Source organism: Thioalkalivibrio sp. ALE12 (assembly GCF_000381105.1).
GTDB lineage: Bacteria > Pseudomonadota > Gammaproteobacteria > Ectothiorhodospirales > Ectothiorhodospiraceae > Thioalkalivibrio.
Genome location: NZ_KB905922.1, coordinates 1 through 16,424, shown reverse-complemented (window position 1 = coordinate 16,424; position 16,424 = coordinate 1). Strand labels below are relative to the sequence as shown.

Below are 16,424 nucleotides of genomic sequence, written 5' to 3'. Positions count from 1 at the left end.
GCCGTGCAGTCATTCTGCACAAGGGAACCGCAACGCCGTTCCCACGCAAAAGCGGCCGAGCCCCTGCTTTCAATGGCTTGTGGGGTTGGTGCCCCCTGTTCCCCGATCCTGCGTTGCGCCGCTTGCGGGTAGAACCACTACCCGCTGCACGACGCGCCTTGTCTCGGAAAACAGGGGGCACCAACGCGGACGTGCGATTCAATCAGCGTCTCCCTAACGGCGGATCACGCCCAGCGACCGCAGCAGCCCCAGCGGGCGCATTCCGCGGCGCAGCAGGTGGCCGGCAACCATGGCGATGATCCGCAGGGTATCCGCGGTCGGCCGGTAGTGGCTGGGGCGGTGGTTTTCCGGGTAGATGCAGCGTACCGGGACCACCCGTGCCGGGAATCCCAGGCGTTCGGCGACGATCAGGGCCTCGCTCTCGAACACGAAGCCGCGGGCCCGGTGGTGGGCCAGGTCCAGGCGCCGCAGCAGGGCGGCCGGGTAGATGCGGAAGCCGGATTGGGAGTCCCGTAGGGGCTGCCCGGAGGCCCAGGCAATCCAGAAGTCGGCCATGCGGTTGCCGAACAGGCGCAGCGGCGGGGTGTGCTCGCGGCCCTTGAGGCGTGCGCCCAGGACCAGCCGGTTCGGCGTCTCGTGCCACGCGGCGACCAGCGCGGGGATCTCGGTAGTGTCGTGCTGGCCGTCGGCATCCAGGGTCACCACCGCCTCGGCGCCGGTGGCCAGGGCAAGCTGCATCCCGGCCCACAGGGCGCTGGCCTTGCCACTGTTCTCGTCCATGCGCAGGACTTCGGCCTGATCCTCGATCAGGCGGGCGGTGGCGTCCTCGGATCCGTCGTCCACCACGATCACCCGGTCCACCTGCGCGCGGGCGCCGGCCACCACCGCTTCGATGGTGGCCGCCTCGTTGTGGGCGGGGATCAGGGCGACGACCGTGCTCATGGAGGCGTCAGGCGAGGGCGCCGTTGACACCGATCACCTGGCCGGAGACGTAACTGGCTGCGTCGCTGGCCAGGAAGCCGACCACGCCCGCGACTTCCTCGGGCCGGCCGGCGCGGCGCATCGGCACCAGATTGCGGATATGTTCGGCATCGAAGCTGCCCTCGCTCATGGGGCTCTCGATGATGCCGGGGGCGACCGCGTTGGCGGTAATGCCGCGCGAGGCGACCTCCTGGGCCAGCGAGCGGATGGCGCCGTGCAGGCCGGCCTTGGCCGCCGCGTAATTGGTCTGGCCGCGATTGCCGATCTGCCCGGCTACCGAGGAGATCGCGATCACCCGGCCCCAGCGGGTGGTGATCATCGGCAGCAGCAGCGGCTGGGTCACGTTGTAGAAGCCGTTGAGGCCGACATCGATCGGGCGGTCCCATTGTTCGCGGCGCATCCCGGCCAGTGGCGCGTCGTCGTGGATGCCGGCGTTGTGGACGAGGATCTGTACCGGCTGCTCGGCCGCGAGGGGTTCCAGCGTCTCGCGGCAGGCCCCCTCGTCGGTGATGTCGAACACCAGCACCCGGGCCTGGCCGCCATCGGCACGGATGGCATCGGCGGTCGCCTCGGCCGCGGCGGCGTTGCGATGGGCATGCAGGATGACCTCGTGGCCGGCCATGGCCAGGGCGTGGCCGATGGCGGCGCCGATGGCGCCACTGCCGCCGGTAATCAGGGCGCGTGCAGTCACGGGCTGTCCTCGTCGTCGGCGGGTTGCAGGATGACGGTCGCGCGGGCGCTCAGCACCGGCTGTGCGCCCGCGCTTACGCGCAGGTCGTAGATGGAGCTGTTGCGGTCCGACAGGATGCAGTCCGCGTGGATCTCCAGTGCCGCTCCCAGGCTGTCGAGGCGACGGGTCTGCAGCTGCAGATCCCGCACCGCCGCCAGATAGCCGGCGCGCGCCGGCCCGGCATCGGCCAGCAGGGCCCCGTGCACGGCCATGCCCTGGGCGCCGTATTCCAGCGCCGCCAGGGCATGCAGCCCGGCCTCGCCGCGCAGCGGGTTGGCCGGGTCGCGGTGGCTTTCGGCACGGCAATGGATGGTGGTGTCGGACCAGGCCTCCACCGTATCCAGCAGACACATTGCGCCGGCATGCGGCAGCAGCCGGCAGATGGCCTCGTGATCCAGGGTCTCGGGTCGGGATGACATGCGCGGGATCTTCCTGATCCGGGCGGATGGTTCAGGGCCCGACCCGGATGTTCAGGGACCGGCCCAGCGGCGCCTCAAGCGTAACATTTCCGGGCGTGCCCCGGACCAGCCGTTCCAGCAGGGGCAGGGCGCGCGCGGCCGGATTGCTCGCGCGCAGCGCCTCCAGGTCATCACTGTGGCAGGGGTCGGCCGCGGCCGGCCCTCCGAGGTCGAGCTGCAGCTGCCAGGGTGCGCCGTCCACCGGGCCCAGGCGCAGGGCCACGGCAAAGGGGTGATGGATGGGCCGCACGTGGATGAAGCTGTCCATGGACGGCACGTCGTAGCAGGCCAGCAGGACGTCGCCGCCCTCGTCCAGCTGCAGTGTCGCGGCCTCCAGCAGCCCCGCGGCCAGGCTGGCGTTGTAGCCGGACAGCGCCGTGGCCGGCGCCGGGTTGCGGGTCGCGATCGACCAGTTGCCGGCCGGGGCATTGTGCACCGAGTTGTGAAACTGCACCGGCGACACTACCGGCTCCGGCTGGGTCAGGGCATCGCAGATGCGGTCGATGATGTCCATGTCGCCGGAGGATGACGCGAACACGCTGCGCAGCCGGCTGCGATCGGCCCCTTCGGTGGCCTCTTCCGCGACCTTCAGGGCGAGGCGGATGGTGGCGGTGGTGCGTCGGCGCTCGTTGGCCGGAAGCAGCCCGGGCGGAGGGACGTGGACCTCGCGGCTCGCCAGCGGGGTCTCGCCGGCCAGCACGGGGCGGGCACTGGCGAAGTCGTCCAGTCCCGGGCCCAGCAGCCCCACGGCATGGAGTCCGATGGCCTTCATGGTGCGGCCTCCAGTAGCAGGCTGCAGTTGTTGCCGCCAAAGCCAAAGGCATTCACCAGTACCCGTTGTACCGGGCGCGGTTCCGCCTCGCCGCGGGCCTCGAGGTCCAGTTGCGGATCCAGCATCTTCAGGCCGGCCGTGGGTGGCACAAAGCCGCCGTCCAGACTGGCCAGGGCCTGGGCCACGCCCACCGCGCCGGCGGCGCCCAGGGTGTGTCCGGTCAGACCCTTGGTGCCTACGGCGCGCGGGCGCGGCCCCAGGCTGCGCACCAGGGCGCGGGCCTCGGCGCCGTCGTTGGCCGGGGTTGCGGTGGCATGCATCAGCACGTAGTCGATCTCGTCGCCCCGACGTCCGCCGCGCTCCAGCGCCTGTTGCAAGGCGGTCGCGGCCCCCAGGCCCTCGGGGTGCGGGGCGGACATGTGGTGGGCGTCGCTGGATTCGCCGTGACCGGTCAGCCGTGGTCCCGTGGTATCCGGCGAGGGGCGTTCCAGCAGGAAGAAGCCGGCGGCCTCGCCGATCGAGATCCCGGCGCGGTCGCGGTCCAGCGGGGTGCAGGGCTGCGCGGCCACCAGTTGCAGGGCATTGAAGCCATACAGCGTCATGCCGCACAGGCTGTCGACACCGCCGACCACGGCCGCGTCGCAAAGCCCCGCGGCCATGTAGCGACGGGCATCGGCGAAGACCTTGGCGCTGGACGAGCAGGCGGTGGAGACCACCAGGGCCGGCCCCGACAGGCCGAAGCGGGTGGCGACGAAATCGGCCAGCGAGAACATGTTCTGGGTGTGCTGGTAGTCGTAATCCGGGGGCAGGGCCCTGGTCTGCGGGTCGCGCCGGTGGTAGGCGGCCTCGGTGGCGGCGATGCCCGAGGTGCTGGTGCCCAGCAGCACGGCCACCCGGTCGGCGCCGTAGCGCGCAACGGCGGCCGCCACCGCGTCGGCGAAGCCATCCTGGCGCAGGCCCAGTTCGGCGAGCTGGTTGTTGCGGCACTGAAACGGGGCGAGCTCGCCTTTCAGGGTGATGGCCTCCACGCCGGGCACGCGGCCGATGTGGGTGTCCAGACTCACGCTTTCCAGATCGCAGGGGCGCAGCCCGCTGACCCCGTTGCGCAGGGCCTCGGCGTTGGCGGCGATCCCGGTTCCGGCGGCGCTTGTCAGGGTGTGGGCGGTGATGACCAGTGGGTCCATGGGGCGTGTTCTGTGGATAGTGGCCGGAGGCGATTCCGGGTGGATGGGTGTCAGGCGGCCTCGCCTGGATCAGTGTTTTCCTGGGTTGACCTCGGGCGCCAGCAGGGCCGCCGCGAGGAAGGAAAATACCACGCCCAGCACCACGGTGAGGCCCAGGGCCTGCAGGACCGGAAGGCTGGAAAGGGCCAGCAGCCCGAATACCACCAGGGTCGACAGCGCGCAGACGCCGACCGAGCGCAGGTTGCGCAGGCGCGCCGCGGCATCCCGCAGGGGGCGGCTGAAGAACACCGCGTAGTCCAGACACAGCCCGGCGATCAGCAGCAGCGCGATCAGGTGGAACAGCGACAGCCGGACGCCCAGCAGGATCAGCGCGGCCAGGGTCAGCAGCAAGCCGGTGCCGACGGCCGTCAGGATGCGCAGGCTGCGCCCCGGGGCCCGAGTGGCGACCAGCAGCAGGAGCGCGACGGCCACAAGACCCAGCGCCAGGCGCTGCAGGGCCTCGTCGCGGAAGCCGATGACCAGTTCCTCGGAGGCCCGGAAGAAATCGATGTGGTGCACGCCTGCGCCGGTCCCCTCCCGTTCCGACAGGTCGGCCCGCGGGATGTCTGCGGCCCAGCGCGCCAGGGCCTCGTCATCCCGGACCCCTTGCAGGCGGACCCAGGCGGTCCAGCCCTGGCCGTCCTCGTGTGGCTGAAGCAAGGGGTCGAGCGCGTTGCGCAGGGGGCCGTCCGGCAGGGTCTCCGGGGCCAGAAGAGCCTGCTCGCGGGCCGCCGAGATGTCCTCCACAAAGGGTGCGAAGGCCCCCTCGCGGAACCCGAGATCCGCGCTCGCCGCCGCCAGGCGTTCGCGCAGGTCATCGGGGTGCGGCAGCGCGGCCTGGCGTTGTTGCTGGCGCTGCCGGCTTGGCAGTACCTCGGCGGGGTGGCCGAAGCCGTCCACGAGCCCGGACGCGCGCAGGGCTTCCAGCTCCGGGACCAGGGCCTCGCTGGCGCGCAGGGCTCGTTCCGCGGAGTCGGCAGTGATCAGCAGGGCGTGGCGGACGTCCGGTAGCCCCAGTGCGCCCCGCAGCTCCTGGTCCAGCGTGACCTGCTCCTCCGGCACCGGGTGCAGCGCGGACAGGCGGTCTTCCCAGGGAAACGGATCGGCGCTCGCCACCACGGCGACCGCGGCCAGGGCCAGCAGGGCGACGCCCCAGCGGGCCAGCGCCGGGGGGTGCGCGAGCGCGACCGGGACCGGCAGCCTCGGAGCCGGCAGGCCCTCGCGCTGCAACCGGGCGGGAACCAGGACCGGCAGGACCCAGCGGGTGGTCACGGCGGCCACGGCCACTCCGGTCAGCACGAAGAGCCCCAGCTGCGCCATACCGGAGAAGCCGGTGAGGGCCATCAGGGCAAACACCAGCACGGTGCTGCCAGCGCCCAGGGCAATCACGGGCCCCAGTTCGCGCGCGGCCTGCGCCAGGCGTGCGTCCCCGGGGTGCGGGCTGTCGCGCCGCTGCGCATGGGCGAACAGGTGCAAGGGGTAGTCCAGGGCGATCCCCAGCACGGTGATGCCGAAGGCCAGCGCGATCCCGTGCAGGTGCCCGAAGACCGTAGTGACCACCGCCGCCGCGATCAGGATGCCGCTCGCCAGCGGTACGGCTGCCAGCCAGACCGGATGCGGGTGGCGGAACACCGCCAGCAGCAGGAGGGCCAGGGCGATACTGGCGCCGGTGGTGATCCAGGTGACCTCGCCTCGGATGGTGGCCCGCGATTCCACCGCGATGACCGCCGGGCCGGCGATCTGCAGGCGCAGCTCCGGCGGGTCGAGGTCGGCGAAGGCGGTGCGCGTGCGTTCGATCAGGGCCGCCTGGGCGTCCAGGTCCATGCCGTCGGCGGTGCTGCGCAGCACCAGCAGCGCCCGTTCACGATCGGGGGTCACCCAGACCCCGTCCGGCCCGGTCGTTGCACGGCCGCCGGTGGTGGCGAGCTGCTCCAGAACGACCCGGGTCTCGGCGGTGGGGTCGCGCGGGATCAGTTCCCGGGGCAGCTCCGGGACGGCGCTGGAGAGGTCATCGCGGCGCGCCTGCAGGTGTTCGCGCAGGGCATCCTGGCTGAAGGCATCGGCATGGATTCGCGGGCTCAGCAGGTAGCGATGTTCGATCAGGAATTCCAGGGCCGGGTCGTCGGGGTCCAGGCGGCCGTTGTGGACGCCCGCCACGTCCGGGACATCCTCCAGAGCGGCGACCAGGGCATCGCTGGCCGCGGCCCGATCGCGTGCCTCGCCCCCGGCGATCGCCAGCAGCAACATACGTCCGGCCGGGCCGGCCCCGGGATCCAGCACGATGCCGTCGGCGCTGACCGGGTCCGGGGCAAAGCCCTGCAGGTCGGTAACCAGTTCGCCGCGCAGGGCCAGCGTGAGCGTGGCCAGCGTGAGCGCGGCCAGCCACAGGCCCAGGGCGATGCGGGACGGGCACATCAATCAGTGTTTCCCTAGTCCGCGTACTGTGGCGGCTCGAAGCGCATGTGGCTTTGGTGTCCGCCGGACTCGACCGTGATCAGTTCGCGTAGTTCGTCGCCGGCGCCGGTCAGGGTCAGTTCGGGGACCATGCGGCGCAGGGCGCGGTCCCGTGGGACGAGCTCCAGGGTCCAGGCCTCCATGTCGCCCGTCAGCTCGATCTCGAAATCGGCCTCCAGTTGCTCGCGGTCGCCGTTCAGCAGGGCGCGGAACAGGCCGGTCAGGGTGGCCAGGGCGGGCTGTTCGTTCAGGTCGATCTCGCGGCTGGAGCCACGCCGTTCCAGGGTGAGTGTGTCGCCCTCGATGTGCACGGTCTCGCCACGCGGGCCGTCGACCTGGCGGGTAAGGGTATCGGGGGGCTCGAAGGCAAGCGAGCCCGAACGTGTCTCCGGGAATTCCAGCATCGGATCGTCGCGGCGCTCCTCGAACGCGAGGGTCGCTTCCCGCTCGGTGGTCAGGGCTTCCAGCAATGCGCCGAGGGTGTCGTTGGCCAAGGCCGATACAGGGGCGAGAAGACCCAAGGCCAGGATCAGCGTGATGCCGGACTGGCGGATACGCGGGCCAAGGCCGTGGCCTCGCCTATTTGGATGCATCGTCCCAGAAGTCATAGAAATTGAACCAGTTGTAGGGGGCCTCGCGTACCCGCGCCGCGAGGCGGTCGGCATAGCGCTGTACCCACTGGGCCAGGATCTCGTCACGCTGCCCGCGCGGGGCGTCGAGGGTCTCGGCGAAGGGTTCGAAGACGATATCGTAGCGGTTGCCGCCGCGATAGAGCCCGAAGCACAGGATCACCGGGACCTTGAGTACCGCGGCCAGCAGCAACGGCCCCTGGGGGAACAGCGCGGTGTCGCCGAGGAAGTCGCAGGCGACCATCTTGTCGCTCTCGGCGACGCGGTCGCCCAGGGTGGCGATCAGTTCCCCGCGATCCAGGCATTCGCGGGCCTGGATCAGGGTCTCGGTGCGGCCCAGCGGGATCACCGACGCGGCCACCTCGGGATTCAGCGCCTCCAGGACCTGGGTGATGCTCTGGTTGTGGTCGCTGTACATCAGGACCCGCACCGGGAAGTCGTACTTGCCCACCGCCAGGGCGCGCAGGGCCTCGAAGCTGCCGAGGTGCGCGCCCAGCAGGATCGCGCCGCGGCCGCTGTCCACATGTTCGAGGAAGGTCTCGCGGTTGTGGACCCGGATATCGAGGCAGGCATCCTGCCCGGCGAGCAGGAAGACCCGGTCGAGGATCACCGCGGCGAAGCTGTGCAGGTGGCGCGCCAGGTCCGCCAGCCGCGGCTCGCGCTGCAGCGCCCGGCGCAGGTAATTGCGACTGTGCCGCCGCGACTGCGGCGCGAACAGCAGGAAATACGCGGTGATCGGGTACAGCAGCGCGCGGCTGGCCCGGCGCCCGAGATTGAGGGCCACCCACAGGATGATGCGCAGGGCCAGCGGCGAGCCCCGTTCCGCCTGCTGGAACCAAGCGCGGCTCATGGGTCCGGGGTGTCGTGGAGCGTGACCAGCTGGCCGGAACAGAAGGTGACCGGCGGCTCGCCCTCGGCGGCCACGACGCGAAACCCCTGCCGCCCGCCACGACCGGGCGGGTCGATCTCGATGCGAAACGCGGCCTCCGGTGTCAGCGGCGCGAGGAACTTGACCTGCGGGAGGGCCGCGACCGGTCCGAGACCGTGGGCCCGCGCGACCGCTGCCACCTGATCGAGGATTACCACGCCGGGGACCACCGGGTGGCCGGGGAAATGCCCGGGCAGGGACGGGTGCTCGGCCCCGATGCGGCGGATGGTGGACTGGACGGCCGTCGGTTGCATGGGGCGGCGCGCCGTCAGGCGCACTGGCCGTGGTGGGCGAGCAGGTCCAGCAGGACCTGACGCGGCAGCTTGCCGGTGGCCGAGCGCGGCAGGTGGTCGACCCGCACCAGTGGGCGCGGCAGGAACAGCGGGTCCATGCAGTCGGCCAGTGCCGCCTGGATTTCGGCTTCGCTGCGTTTCGGGGCGACCACCAGGGCCGCCAGGCGGGTGACGCCGTGCGTGTCCGATTCGGGATCCGGCGGGATGAAGACGCCGTCGAGCACCCCGGGGATGGCATTCAGGCGCCGGTTCAAATCGGCCAGCGAGGCGCGCTTGCCGGCGATATTCAGTTGATCGGCGAGACGGCCTTCCATGCGGAAAAGGCGCGTGTCCTGCACCTCGATATGGTCCGGAAGCGGCACCGGCTCGGGGTGTTGCGGGCCCCGGACCCACGCGCGCCCGGTCTCTCCGGGATGGATCTCCACCCCGGGATAGGTGGTCCAGGCGGACTCGCGGGTCGTGCGGCGCGTGGCGATGGCCCCCGCCTCGGTGCAGCCGTAGATCTCGTCGAGGGGGCAGCCGAAGACCCGCTCGGCCCGGGCGGCGGTATCCGGGGACAGCGGCGCAGTGGCGCAGAGGATGCGGGTCGGTGACGGCCACTCGAGGCCGGCGCGCAGGCAGGCCTTCAGGTGGAAGGGCGTGGTCACCAGCACCGCCGGGGCGCTGTCGGCCAGCGCCGTGCGCACGTCCTCGGGGTAGAACGGGCGCCCGGCCAGCAGCGTGGTGTGCCCCAGCAGGGCATACAGCACGGTCGATTCCAGGCCGTACATATGCTGTGGCGGTACCGTGCCGACCAGGGTGGGGCCGGGGTGGCCCGCCAGGTCGAGGGCCTCCAGGGCCTGGGCGGTGACCGCATGCAGGGCCGTCCAGCTGCGAGCGTGCGCCGTGGGCGTGCCAGTACTGCCGGAGGAGAACGCCAGGACGGCGGTCTGCTCGCCAGGGATCGCGGGCACGGGGCCCATGGCCTCGCCCGCCTCGCCGCGGGCGGCGACGCGCAGGACCGGGATGGCGATCTCGGCGTCCGGGCCGTCCACCAGGGCGATGGCATCCGGATACTGGCCGGCGATCTCGGCCAGGGTCGTGCGGCCGCGGTTGGGCGGCAGCAGGTTGGTCTGACCCCGCAGCAGGATCGCGGCAAAGGCGACCGCGAAGTGGTAGCGGTCCTGGCACAGATTGAAGGCCGCGCGGGCCGGCGGCAGTTGCGCGGCCAGCGCCTGCACGTCGGCGAGGAACGCCGCGCGCGAGACCCGGCGATCCCCGATCCGGGCCAGCGGTTCCGGGGCTTCGGCGATCAGCGGCCGCATGTCCGTTGTCGGGTCCGTCACGGGTGCCTCAGCATCCGGTGGTGATCGACCCGCGCGAGCTCGATCAGGTAGGCCAGGAAACCGCTGCGCGGCTCGTCGCGCAGCAGCCAGAGGCGCAGCGGGTACTCCAGCAGGAACAGGCTGGCCAGCAGCAGGTAGTTGATTCCGTTGGCGAACAGCGCCCAGGTCGTTGCGGAGGCGAACAGCGCCAGCCAGGCGGAGACCAGGGCGAGGACACCGCACAGCAGCGCCCAGGCGATGGTCAGATTGCGCGTGTAGCGATGCACCGCGGGGGTGTCGGAGGCGCCCATGGCCAGGGCGTAGCGGGTGATCAGCGGCGTGGAGCCGGGGCGCAGCGAGCGCGCGAACAGCCACGCCAGCAGCCCCATGATCAGGACCGGGATGGTGTACAGCAGCCAGGTTCCGGCGCCAAGGGTCAGTAACAGGGCGACGGTGGCGGCCTGCGCCAGGACCAGCGCGGCCCGCCCGGCAGGCCCCAGGGCCCCCCAGCTCGCCACCAGGATCAGCACGGCCAGGATCGCCAGCGGCAGCAAGGGGACCTCGAAGGCCACTCCGAGCACGACCGCGACCGGATAGCACAGGGCCACGCTGGCGGCGAGCGGGGTGTTCACGACGCGGCTCGGTTCGCCTCGATGTGGGCGCTCAGGGCGCGCAGGGATGCAAAGATCTGGCGGTTGTTCTCGTCGTCGGAACGGATCTGGACGCCGTAGGCGCGCGAGATCGCCAGGGCCAGTTCCAGGGCGTCGATGGAGTCCAGACCCAGCCCGTCGCGGAACAGGGCGTCTTCCGGCTCGATCTCCCCCGCCGTCACGTCCTCCAGATTGAGACTGTCGACGATCAGTTGGGCGACTTCCTGTTCGAACGCTGTTTGCGATGCCACGTGTTCCCCCGGGGTGTCGTGATGTGCGGTTTTGTGACCGCCCGCGAACTTCCACTTCGCGTGGCGGTCACCCTGCTGGGCGCCGATGATACCCACACCTTGGGGGTCGTGGTACCCTCGCGACCGGTTCGGGTCGCCGTTTTGGGCGCCCGGATGGCCAGTGGAGACAGCATTTGAAACAAGCGGTAGAGAACGCGGGAACGGACGGTCGCTGTCAGGTACTGGTCATTGGCGGCGGTCCGGCCGGTTCCACCGTTGCCTCCCGGCTGGCGCAGAAGGGTCGCGACGTGGTGCTGCTGGAGAAGGCCCGGCATCCGCGTTTCCACATTGGCGAATCCCTGCTGCCGATGAACATGCCGCTGTTCGAGGAGCTGGGGATTGCCGACGCGGTCGCGACCCTCGGCATCCCCAAGCACGGGGCCGAATTCACCATCCCCGAGGCGCCCGATGCACCGCGCACCTACTACTTCGAACGTGCCCTGAACGACGATACCCCCGCTTCGGCCTACGAGGTGCGGCGTTCGGAGTTCGATCACCTGCTGCTGGAGAACAGCGCGCGCCTGGGGGTCCGGGTGCTGGAGGAGGTGACGGTCTCGGATGTGGCCCTGGCCGACCCGGCGAACGGCGGGACCCAGCAGGTGACCGCGCGCGACGCGGCCGGGAATACGCTGGAGTTCGAGGCCGACTTCGTGGTCGATGCCTCCGGGCGCGATACCTTCCTGGCGCGCCGCCTCGATCTGAAGACGCGCAACGCGGAGCACAACAGCGCAGCCATCTTCGGCCACTTCAATAATGTGCCGCGGCGTCCCGGGCGGGATGCCGGCAACATCAGTATCTACTGGTTCCAGCATGGCTGGATCTGGATGATCCCGCTGCGTGACGGTGCGATGAGCGTGGGCGCGGTGTGCTTTCCGGAATACCTGAAGACGCGCAGGACCAAGCCGGAGGCGTTCCTGTGGGAGACGCTGAAGCTGTGTCCCCCGGCGTTCGAGCGCATGCAGGGCGCGGAACTGGCCGGTCCGGTGAATGCGACCGGCAATTTCTCCTACCGCTCGCGTCAGGCCCATGGCCCGGGGTATCTGCTGGTGGGCGATGCCTTTACCTTTGTCGACCCGGTGTTCTCCAGCGGGGTCTATATCGCGATGTCGGGGGGCTTCCGCGCCGCGGACGCGGTGGACCGCTGCCTCGCGCGCCCGGCGCGCGCCGGACGCTACCTGCGTGCGTTCGAGCGCGACGTTCGCCGGGGCGTGCGCCGCTTCTCCTGGCTGATCTACCGCTTCAACAGCCCGGTGATGCGCAAGCTGTTCATGGGGCCGCGCAACACCCTGGGCATGGAGCAGGCGGTGATCTCCCTGCTGGCCGGCGATGTCTACCGCAACACCCGCGTGCAGTGGTCGCTGCGCGCCTTCAAGGCCGTGTACTACACCCAGATGGCGCTGAATCTGCCACGGGCCCTGCACTTCTGGGCGCGGCGCCGGCGCAACGCGCGGCTGCGTTTCACCGGCGGCACGACCCCCGAAGACGAGGCCTGAGCGGACTCGCGTGGGTGCGGCACGGGTCGGACTGGGGCGCATCGGCGCGGATGGCCTGGCGACCTTCGCGCTGTCGAACCTGATCATCCTGGCGACCGGCGGCCTGTCCTGGCTGCTGCTGTGGACCCATGCCCTGCGCTGGTCACGACAGCTTCGCTGCCCCGGAAGGGGCCGGTGCATCCTCGTGCTGGGGCAGCAACTGGAGGCCGGGGCGCCAGGCCCGGGGTACCGTCTGCGCCTGTTGCGCGCGGTGCGGCTGGCGCGGCGCAACCCCGAGGCCCGGATCCTCGTGCTGGGCGGGCAGACGTCCCCGCAGGGCCCGACCGAGGCCGCCGCGGGCGCCGCATTTCTTCGCCGCCACGGCATTGCGGCCGAACGTATCCAGACGGAGGATGCCTCCCGGCACACCCTGGAGAACCTGCGCAATGCCCGTGATCTGCTGGCGCTGGAGCCGCATGACGACGCGCCGCTGGTTCTGATTACCAGCCGCTTCCATCTCGCCCGGTCGGCGGCGATGGCGCGTGGCATGGGGTTGCGCATCTGCCCCTGTCCGGCCGAGCTGGGCTCGCGGGTGTCCGCGGGCCGGCTGGCACGGGAGGCCTGGATGCTGCACTGGTACCACGTGGGCCGTGGCTTTGCCCGCCTCATCCGCCACCGCGGCATGCTCGAACGCATCAGCTGAGTTGTTCACCACGAAGCGCACGAAGACACGAAGAAAACCGGAAAAACATCTACAGGAAGATGGGAAGACGGGAAGGGTTTACGGTGGTTGGCCTAGCTGTGCAGCGGGCTGCGCCCAAGGCGGTGGCATCTGGACAGCGCCTTTAGTCCCTGTTCGTTCTTCCGGTCTTCCCGACTTCCTGTTAAACGCCCTTCGCCCTTGACCTTCTTCGTGTCTTCGTGGTGAATACAGGCCCTCACATCGCGCGGATGCGTTCGCGCTGGGCGGCGAGCTGGTCGCGGGTAGTGTGCATCTCGGCGACGCGGTCGCGTTCTTTTTGCACCACGTCGGCCGGGGCGCGGTCGACGAAGCTCGCGTTGGCAAGGCGCTTTTCGCTCTGCTCGAGGTTCTTGTCGAGCTTGCCGATTTCCTTGTCCAGGCGGGCCAGCTCGGCATCCTTGTCGATCAGCCCGGCCAGCGGGATCAGCAGCTGCATGTCGTCGACCAGGGCCATCGCGGACTCCGGGGCCTCGTCGGCGGCATCCAGCCAGGTGACGCTTTCCGGCTTGGCCAGGAATTCCAGAAGGCCGCGGTGGCGGGTGTAGCGTTCCTGGTCGGCGTCGGTCCAGTTCTTCACCAGCACGGGCAGCGGCTTGCCCGGAGCGATGTCCATCTCCGCGCGGATGCGGCGCAGCCCGGTGATGAAGTCCTTGACCCAGTCGAGCTCGGCGGTGGCGGTGGCATCACGCGGGAAGCCGTCCTGCGCCGGCCAGCGGCACTGCACCAGGAACTCGACGTCGTCGCCGATCCCGGCGTGTGGCTTCACACTGGTCCAGATCGCCTCGGTGATGAACGGCATCACCGGGTGCAGCAGGCGCAGCAGGGCCTCGAGCACGGTGACCAGCGTATTGCGCGTGGCGCGCTTGACCGCATCCGGTGTGGCGTCGTCGTTCAGGACCGGCTTGGTCAGCTCCAGGTACCAGTCGCAGTAGTCGTGCCAGGTGAACTCGTAGAGCGTCTGCGCGGCGAGGTCGAAGCGGTAGGCATCGAACTGCTGCGTGGCGGTCTCGGCGGTGGCCGCCAGGCGGTCGAGGATCCAGCGATCGGCCAGGGTGCGGTGCTCCGCCGTGTCGTCCGCGGCCGAGCAGTCGTGGCCCTCGACGTTCATCAGTACGAAGCGCGAGGCGTTCCACAGCTTGTTGCAGAAGTTGCGGTAGCCCTCGATGCGGCCGAGGTCGAACTTGATGTCGCGCCCGGTGGTGGCCAGAGCCGCCAGGGTAAAGCGCAGGGCATCGGTGCCAAAGGCGGGAAAGCCGTCGGGGAAGCTCTTGCGCGTGGTCTTCTCGATCTTCTTCGCCATCTGCGGCTGCATCAGGCCCTGGGTGCGCTTGGCGACCAGGTTGTCGGCGCTGATGCCGTCGATCAAGTCGATCGGGTCGATCACGTTGCCCTTGGACTTGGACATCTTCTGGCCTTCCGAGTCGCGGATCAGGCCGGTGACGTACACCTCGCGGAACGGCACGTCCCCCATGAAGTGCTCGCCCATCATGATCATGCGGGCGACCCAGAAGAAGATGATGTCGAAGCCGGTGACCAGCACGCTGGTCGGGTAGAAGTCGCGCAGCTCCGGCGTCTGTTCCGGCCAGCCGAGGGTGGAAAACGGCCACAGCGCGGAGGAGAACCAGGTGTCGAGCACGTCCTCGTCCTGGGTCAGCACCACATCGGCCGCCAGGCCGTGCTTCTCGCGGACCTCGTCCTCGGAGCGGCCGACGTAGACATTGCCATTGGTGTCGTACCAGGCCGGGATGCGGTGGCCCCACCAGATCTGGCGCGAGATGCACCAGTCTTCGATGTTGCGCATCCACTCGAAGTAGGTCTTCGACCAGTTCTCCGGCACGAAGCGAATGCGGCCGTCTTCCACCGCCTTGATCGCCGGCTCGGCCAGCGGGCCGGCCTTCACGTACCACTGGTCGGTCAGGTAGGGCTCGACCACGGTGCCGGAGCGGTCGCCGCGCGGGACCATCAGCTTGTGGTCGTCGATCTTTTCCAGCAGTCCCTCGGCCTCGAGGTCCGCGACCACACGCTTGCGCGCCTCATAGCGATCGAGGCCCTGGTAGGCCTCGGGCACGTTTTCGTTCAGGCAGGCGTCGATGGTCAGGATGTTGATCACCGGCAGGTCGTGGCGCTGCCCCATCGCGTAGTCGTTGAAATCGTGCGCCGGGGTGATCTTCACGCAGCCGGAGCCGAACTCGGCCTCGACGTAGTCGTCAGCGATGATCGGGATCTCGCGTCCGACCAGAGGCAGGCGGATCGTCTGGCCGATCAGGTGCCGGTAGCGCTCGTCCTCCGGGTGTACGGCCACGGCGGTATCGCCCAGCATGGTCTCCGGGCGGGTGGTCGCGACGGTCAGGTGGCCCGAGCCGTCCGCCAGCGGATAGCGGAAGTGCCACAGGTGACCGGCCTCCTCCTCCGACAGTACCTCGAGATCGGACAGTGCGGTGTGCAGCACCGGGTCCCAGTTGACCAGGCGTTTGCCGCGATAGATCAGGCCTTCCTCATGCAGGCGCACGAAGACCTCGCGCACCGCGTTGGACAGGCCGTCGTCCATGGTGAAGCGTTCGCGCGACCAGTCCACGGAGTCGCCCAGCCGGCGCATCTGGCTCGTAATGGTGCCGCCGGATTGGTGTTTCCAGTCCCAGACGGCATCTAGGAAGGACTCGCGACCGAGGTCGTGGCGGCTCTTTTCCTGCGCGGCGAGCTGGCGCTCCACCACCATCTGGGTGGCGATCCCGGCGTGATCGGTGCCGCCCTGCCACAGGGTGCGGTCGCCGTGCATCCGGCGGTAGCGGATCAGGGTGTCCATCAGCGTGTGCTGGAAGGCATGCCCCATGTGCAGCGTGCCGGTCACGTTCGGCGGCGGCAGCAGGATGCAGTAGTTGGCCTCGCCCGACTCCGGCGGCGCGAAGATGTTCGCGGCCTCCCAGCGTTCATACTGGGTCTGCTCGATGCTCTTGGGGTCGAAGCTCTTGTCCATGATCGCGGGCGCGCTCGGGTCGGAATGTGGGGAAAGCCGCGCATTATAACGGCGCGGCGCGCTCATCGCCCGCTGTCCGCTATCGTGTTTACGTTGGTTATGTCTGGCCGCCTGCCCTGTTGTGGCTAGGCCTGGTTCGTCCTCCGGTGTTTACGTGCCTTCGGTCCGCAACCTGCCCGGCGCTGACTCGCCAGCGCGCCCCGAGGTCCTTTCTTGCTTGCCCAAGAAAGGACCCAAAGAAGGGCACCCGGATTTCGCCCGGGAACCTCGCTCCGGACGCGCTGGGCCGGCGGCGCTGAACTCGCTGCGCCTTCGGCTCCGCTCAGACATCCAGCGCCTTCTCCCGGCCCATCACGCCCTCCGCGAGGGGCTCCATACGGGGGGGGGAAGGTCAAGACAGAAGGTATTCCAGCCCCACGACACAACAATAGTTATTGCCATCCGAATGAACCGCCCCGGGTTTCCCGGAGACCCGTTGGTTTGGGTCACGCTGCACGAACGGACCCCTGAAGTGGTTGATGGTA

General features: G+C 69.8%; 15 protein-coding genes. 2 read left to right on the top strand and 13 right to left on the bottom strand.

Annotation, left to right across the window (positions count from 1 at the left end; genetic code table 11):
• Positions 1 to 213: 213 nt before the first annotated feature.
• The 12 genes from F614_RS0113505 to F614_RS0113450 all read right to left on the bottom strand — a co-directional run bounded on the left by F614_RS0113505 (position 214) and on the right by F614_RS0113450 (position 10,673).
• On the bottom strand, positions 214 to 942 hold the full coding sequence (locus tag F614_RS0113505; RefSeq protein ID WP_019559086.1) for a glycosyltransferase family 2 protein: 729 nt from the start codon (positions 940 to 942) through the stop codon (positions 214 to 216).
• Between the two features lie 7 nt (positions 943 to 949).
• Positions 950 to 1,672: a 3-oxoacyl-ACP reductase FabG gene (gene fabG, locus F614_RS0113500; RefSeq protein ID WP_018878777.1), complete on the bottom strand. Its 723-nt coding sequence runs from the start codon at positions 1,670 to 1,672 to the stop codon at positions 950 to 952.
• Positions 1,669 to 2,130, bottom strand: coding sequence for a hypothetical protein (locus F614_RS0113495; RefSeq protein WP_018865753.1), 462 nt, complete (start codon positions 2,128 to 2,130; stop codon positions 1,669 to 1,671). The genes fabG and F614_RS0113495 overlap by 4 nt, the downstream gene beginning before the upstream one ends.
• A 31-nt stretch (positions 2,131 to 2,161) precedes the next feature.
• Complete coding sequence (locus F614_RS0113490; protein WP_018878776.1) at positions 2,162 to 2,941, bottom strand: beta-ketoacyl synthase chain length factor; 780 nt, start codon at positions 2,939 to 2,941, stop codon at positions 2,162 to 2,164.
• Entirely contained in the window at positions 2,938 to 4,125 is a 1,188-nt protein-coding gene (locus F614_RS0113485) for a beta-ketoacyl-ACP synthase (protein WP_018881206.1), read from the bottom strand. Before F614_RS0113485 ends, F614_RS0113490 begins: the two co-directional genes overlap by 4 nt.
• 69 nt (positions 4,126 to 4,194) lie before the next feature.
• On the bottom strand, positions 4,195 to 6,579 hold the full coding sequence (locus tag F614_RS0113480; protein ID WP_019559085.1) for an MMPL family transporter: 2,385 nt from the start codon (positions 6,577 to 6,579) through the stop codon (positions 4,195 to 4,197).
• A gap of 14 nt (positions 6,580 to 6,593) precedes the next feature.
• Positions 6,594 to 7,139: a LolA-related protein gene (locus F614_RS0113475; RefSeq protein WP_038035260.1), complete on the bottom strand. Its 546-nt coding sequence runs from the start codon at positions 7,137 to 7,139 to the stop codon at positions 6,594 to 6,596.
• Between the two features lie 58 nt (positions 7,140 to 7,197).
• Positions 7,198 to 8,097 carry a lipid A biosynthesis acyltransferase gene (locus F614_RS0113470; RefSeq protein WP_018865748.1) on the bottom strand — a complete coding sequence of 300 codons (900 nt, stop codon included), beginning with the start codon at positions 8,095 to 8,097 and terminating at the stop codon, positions 7,198 to 7,200.
• A complete protein-coding gene (locus F614_RS0113465) occupies positions 8,094 to 8,429 on the bottom strand; it encodes a hypothetical protein (protein WP_026280777.1) in 336 nt (111 codons plus the stop codon). Before F614_RS0113465 ends, F614_RS0113470 begins: the two co-directional genes overlap by 4 nt.
• Positions 8,430 to 8,443: 14 nt before the next feature.
• Positions 8,444 to 9,772: an AMP-binding protein gene (locus F614_RS0113460; RefSeq protein WP_018876114.1), complete on the bottom strand. Its 1,329-nt coding sequence runs from the start codon at positions 9,770 to 9,772 to the stop codon at positions 8,444 to 8,446.
• A 17-nt stretch (positions 9,773 to 9,789) separates the two neighbouring features.
• On the bottom strand, positions 9,790 to 10,404 hold the full coding sequence (locus tag F614_RS0113455) for a hypothetical protein (RefSeq protein WP_018879918.1): 615 nt from the start codon (positions 10,402 to 10,404) through the stop codon (positions 9,790 to 9,792).
• Complete coding sequence (locus tag F614_RS0113450; RefSeq protein WP_026279160.1) at positions 10,401 to 10,673, bottom strand: phosphopantetheine-binding protein; 273 nt, start codon at positions 10,671 to 10,673, stop codon at positions 10,401 to 10,403. The genes F614_RS0113455 and F614_RS0113450 overlap by 4 nt, the downstream gene beginning before the upstream one ends.
• Before the next feature lie 173 nt (positions 10,674 to 10,846).
• Between F614_RS0113450 and F614_RS0113445 the strand changes: the two genes are divergently transcribed.
• Together F614_RS0113445 and F614_RS0113440 are read left to right on the top strand one after the other, a co-directional pair.
• Positions 10,847 to 12,205: an NAD(P)/FAD-dependent oxidoreductase gene (locus F614_RS0113445; protein WP_018865743.1), complete on the top strand. Its 1,359-nt coding sequence runs from the start codon at positions 10,847 to 10,849 to the stop codon at positions 12,203 to 12,205.
• 10 nt (positions 12,206 to 12,215) lie between these two features.
• Complete coding sequence (locus tag F614_RS0113440; RefSeq protein WP_019559084.1) at positions 12,216 to 12,887, top strand: YdcF family protein; 672 nt, start codon at positions 12,216 to 12,218, stop codon at positions 12,885 to 12,887.
• Positions 12,888 to 13,122: 235 nt separating this feature from the next.
• Here the strand turns inward: F614_RS0113440 and F614_RS0113435 are convergent, their stop codons facing one another.
• Positions 13,123 to 15,900, bottom strand: coding sequence for a valine--tRNA ligase (locus F614_RS0113435; protein ID WP_019559083.1), 2,778 nt, complete (start codon positions 15,898 to 15,900; stop codon positions 13,123 to 13,125).
• Positions 15,901 to 16,424 lie beyond the last annotated feature (524 nt).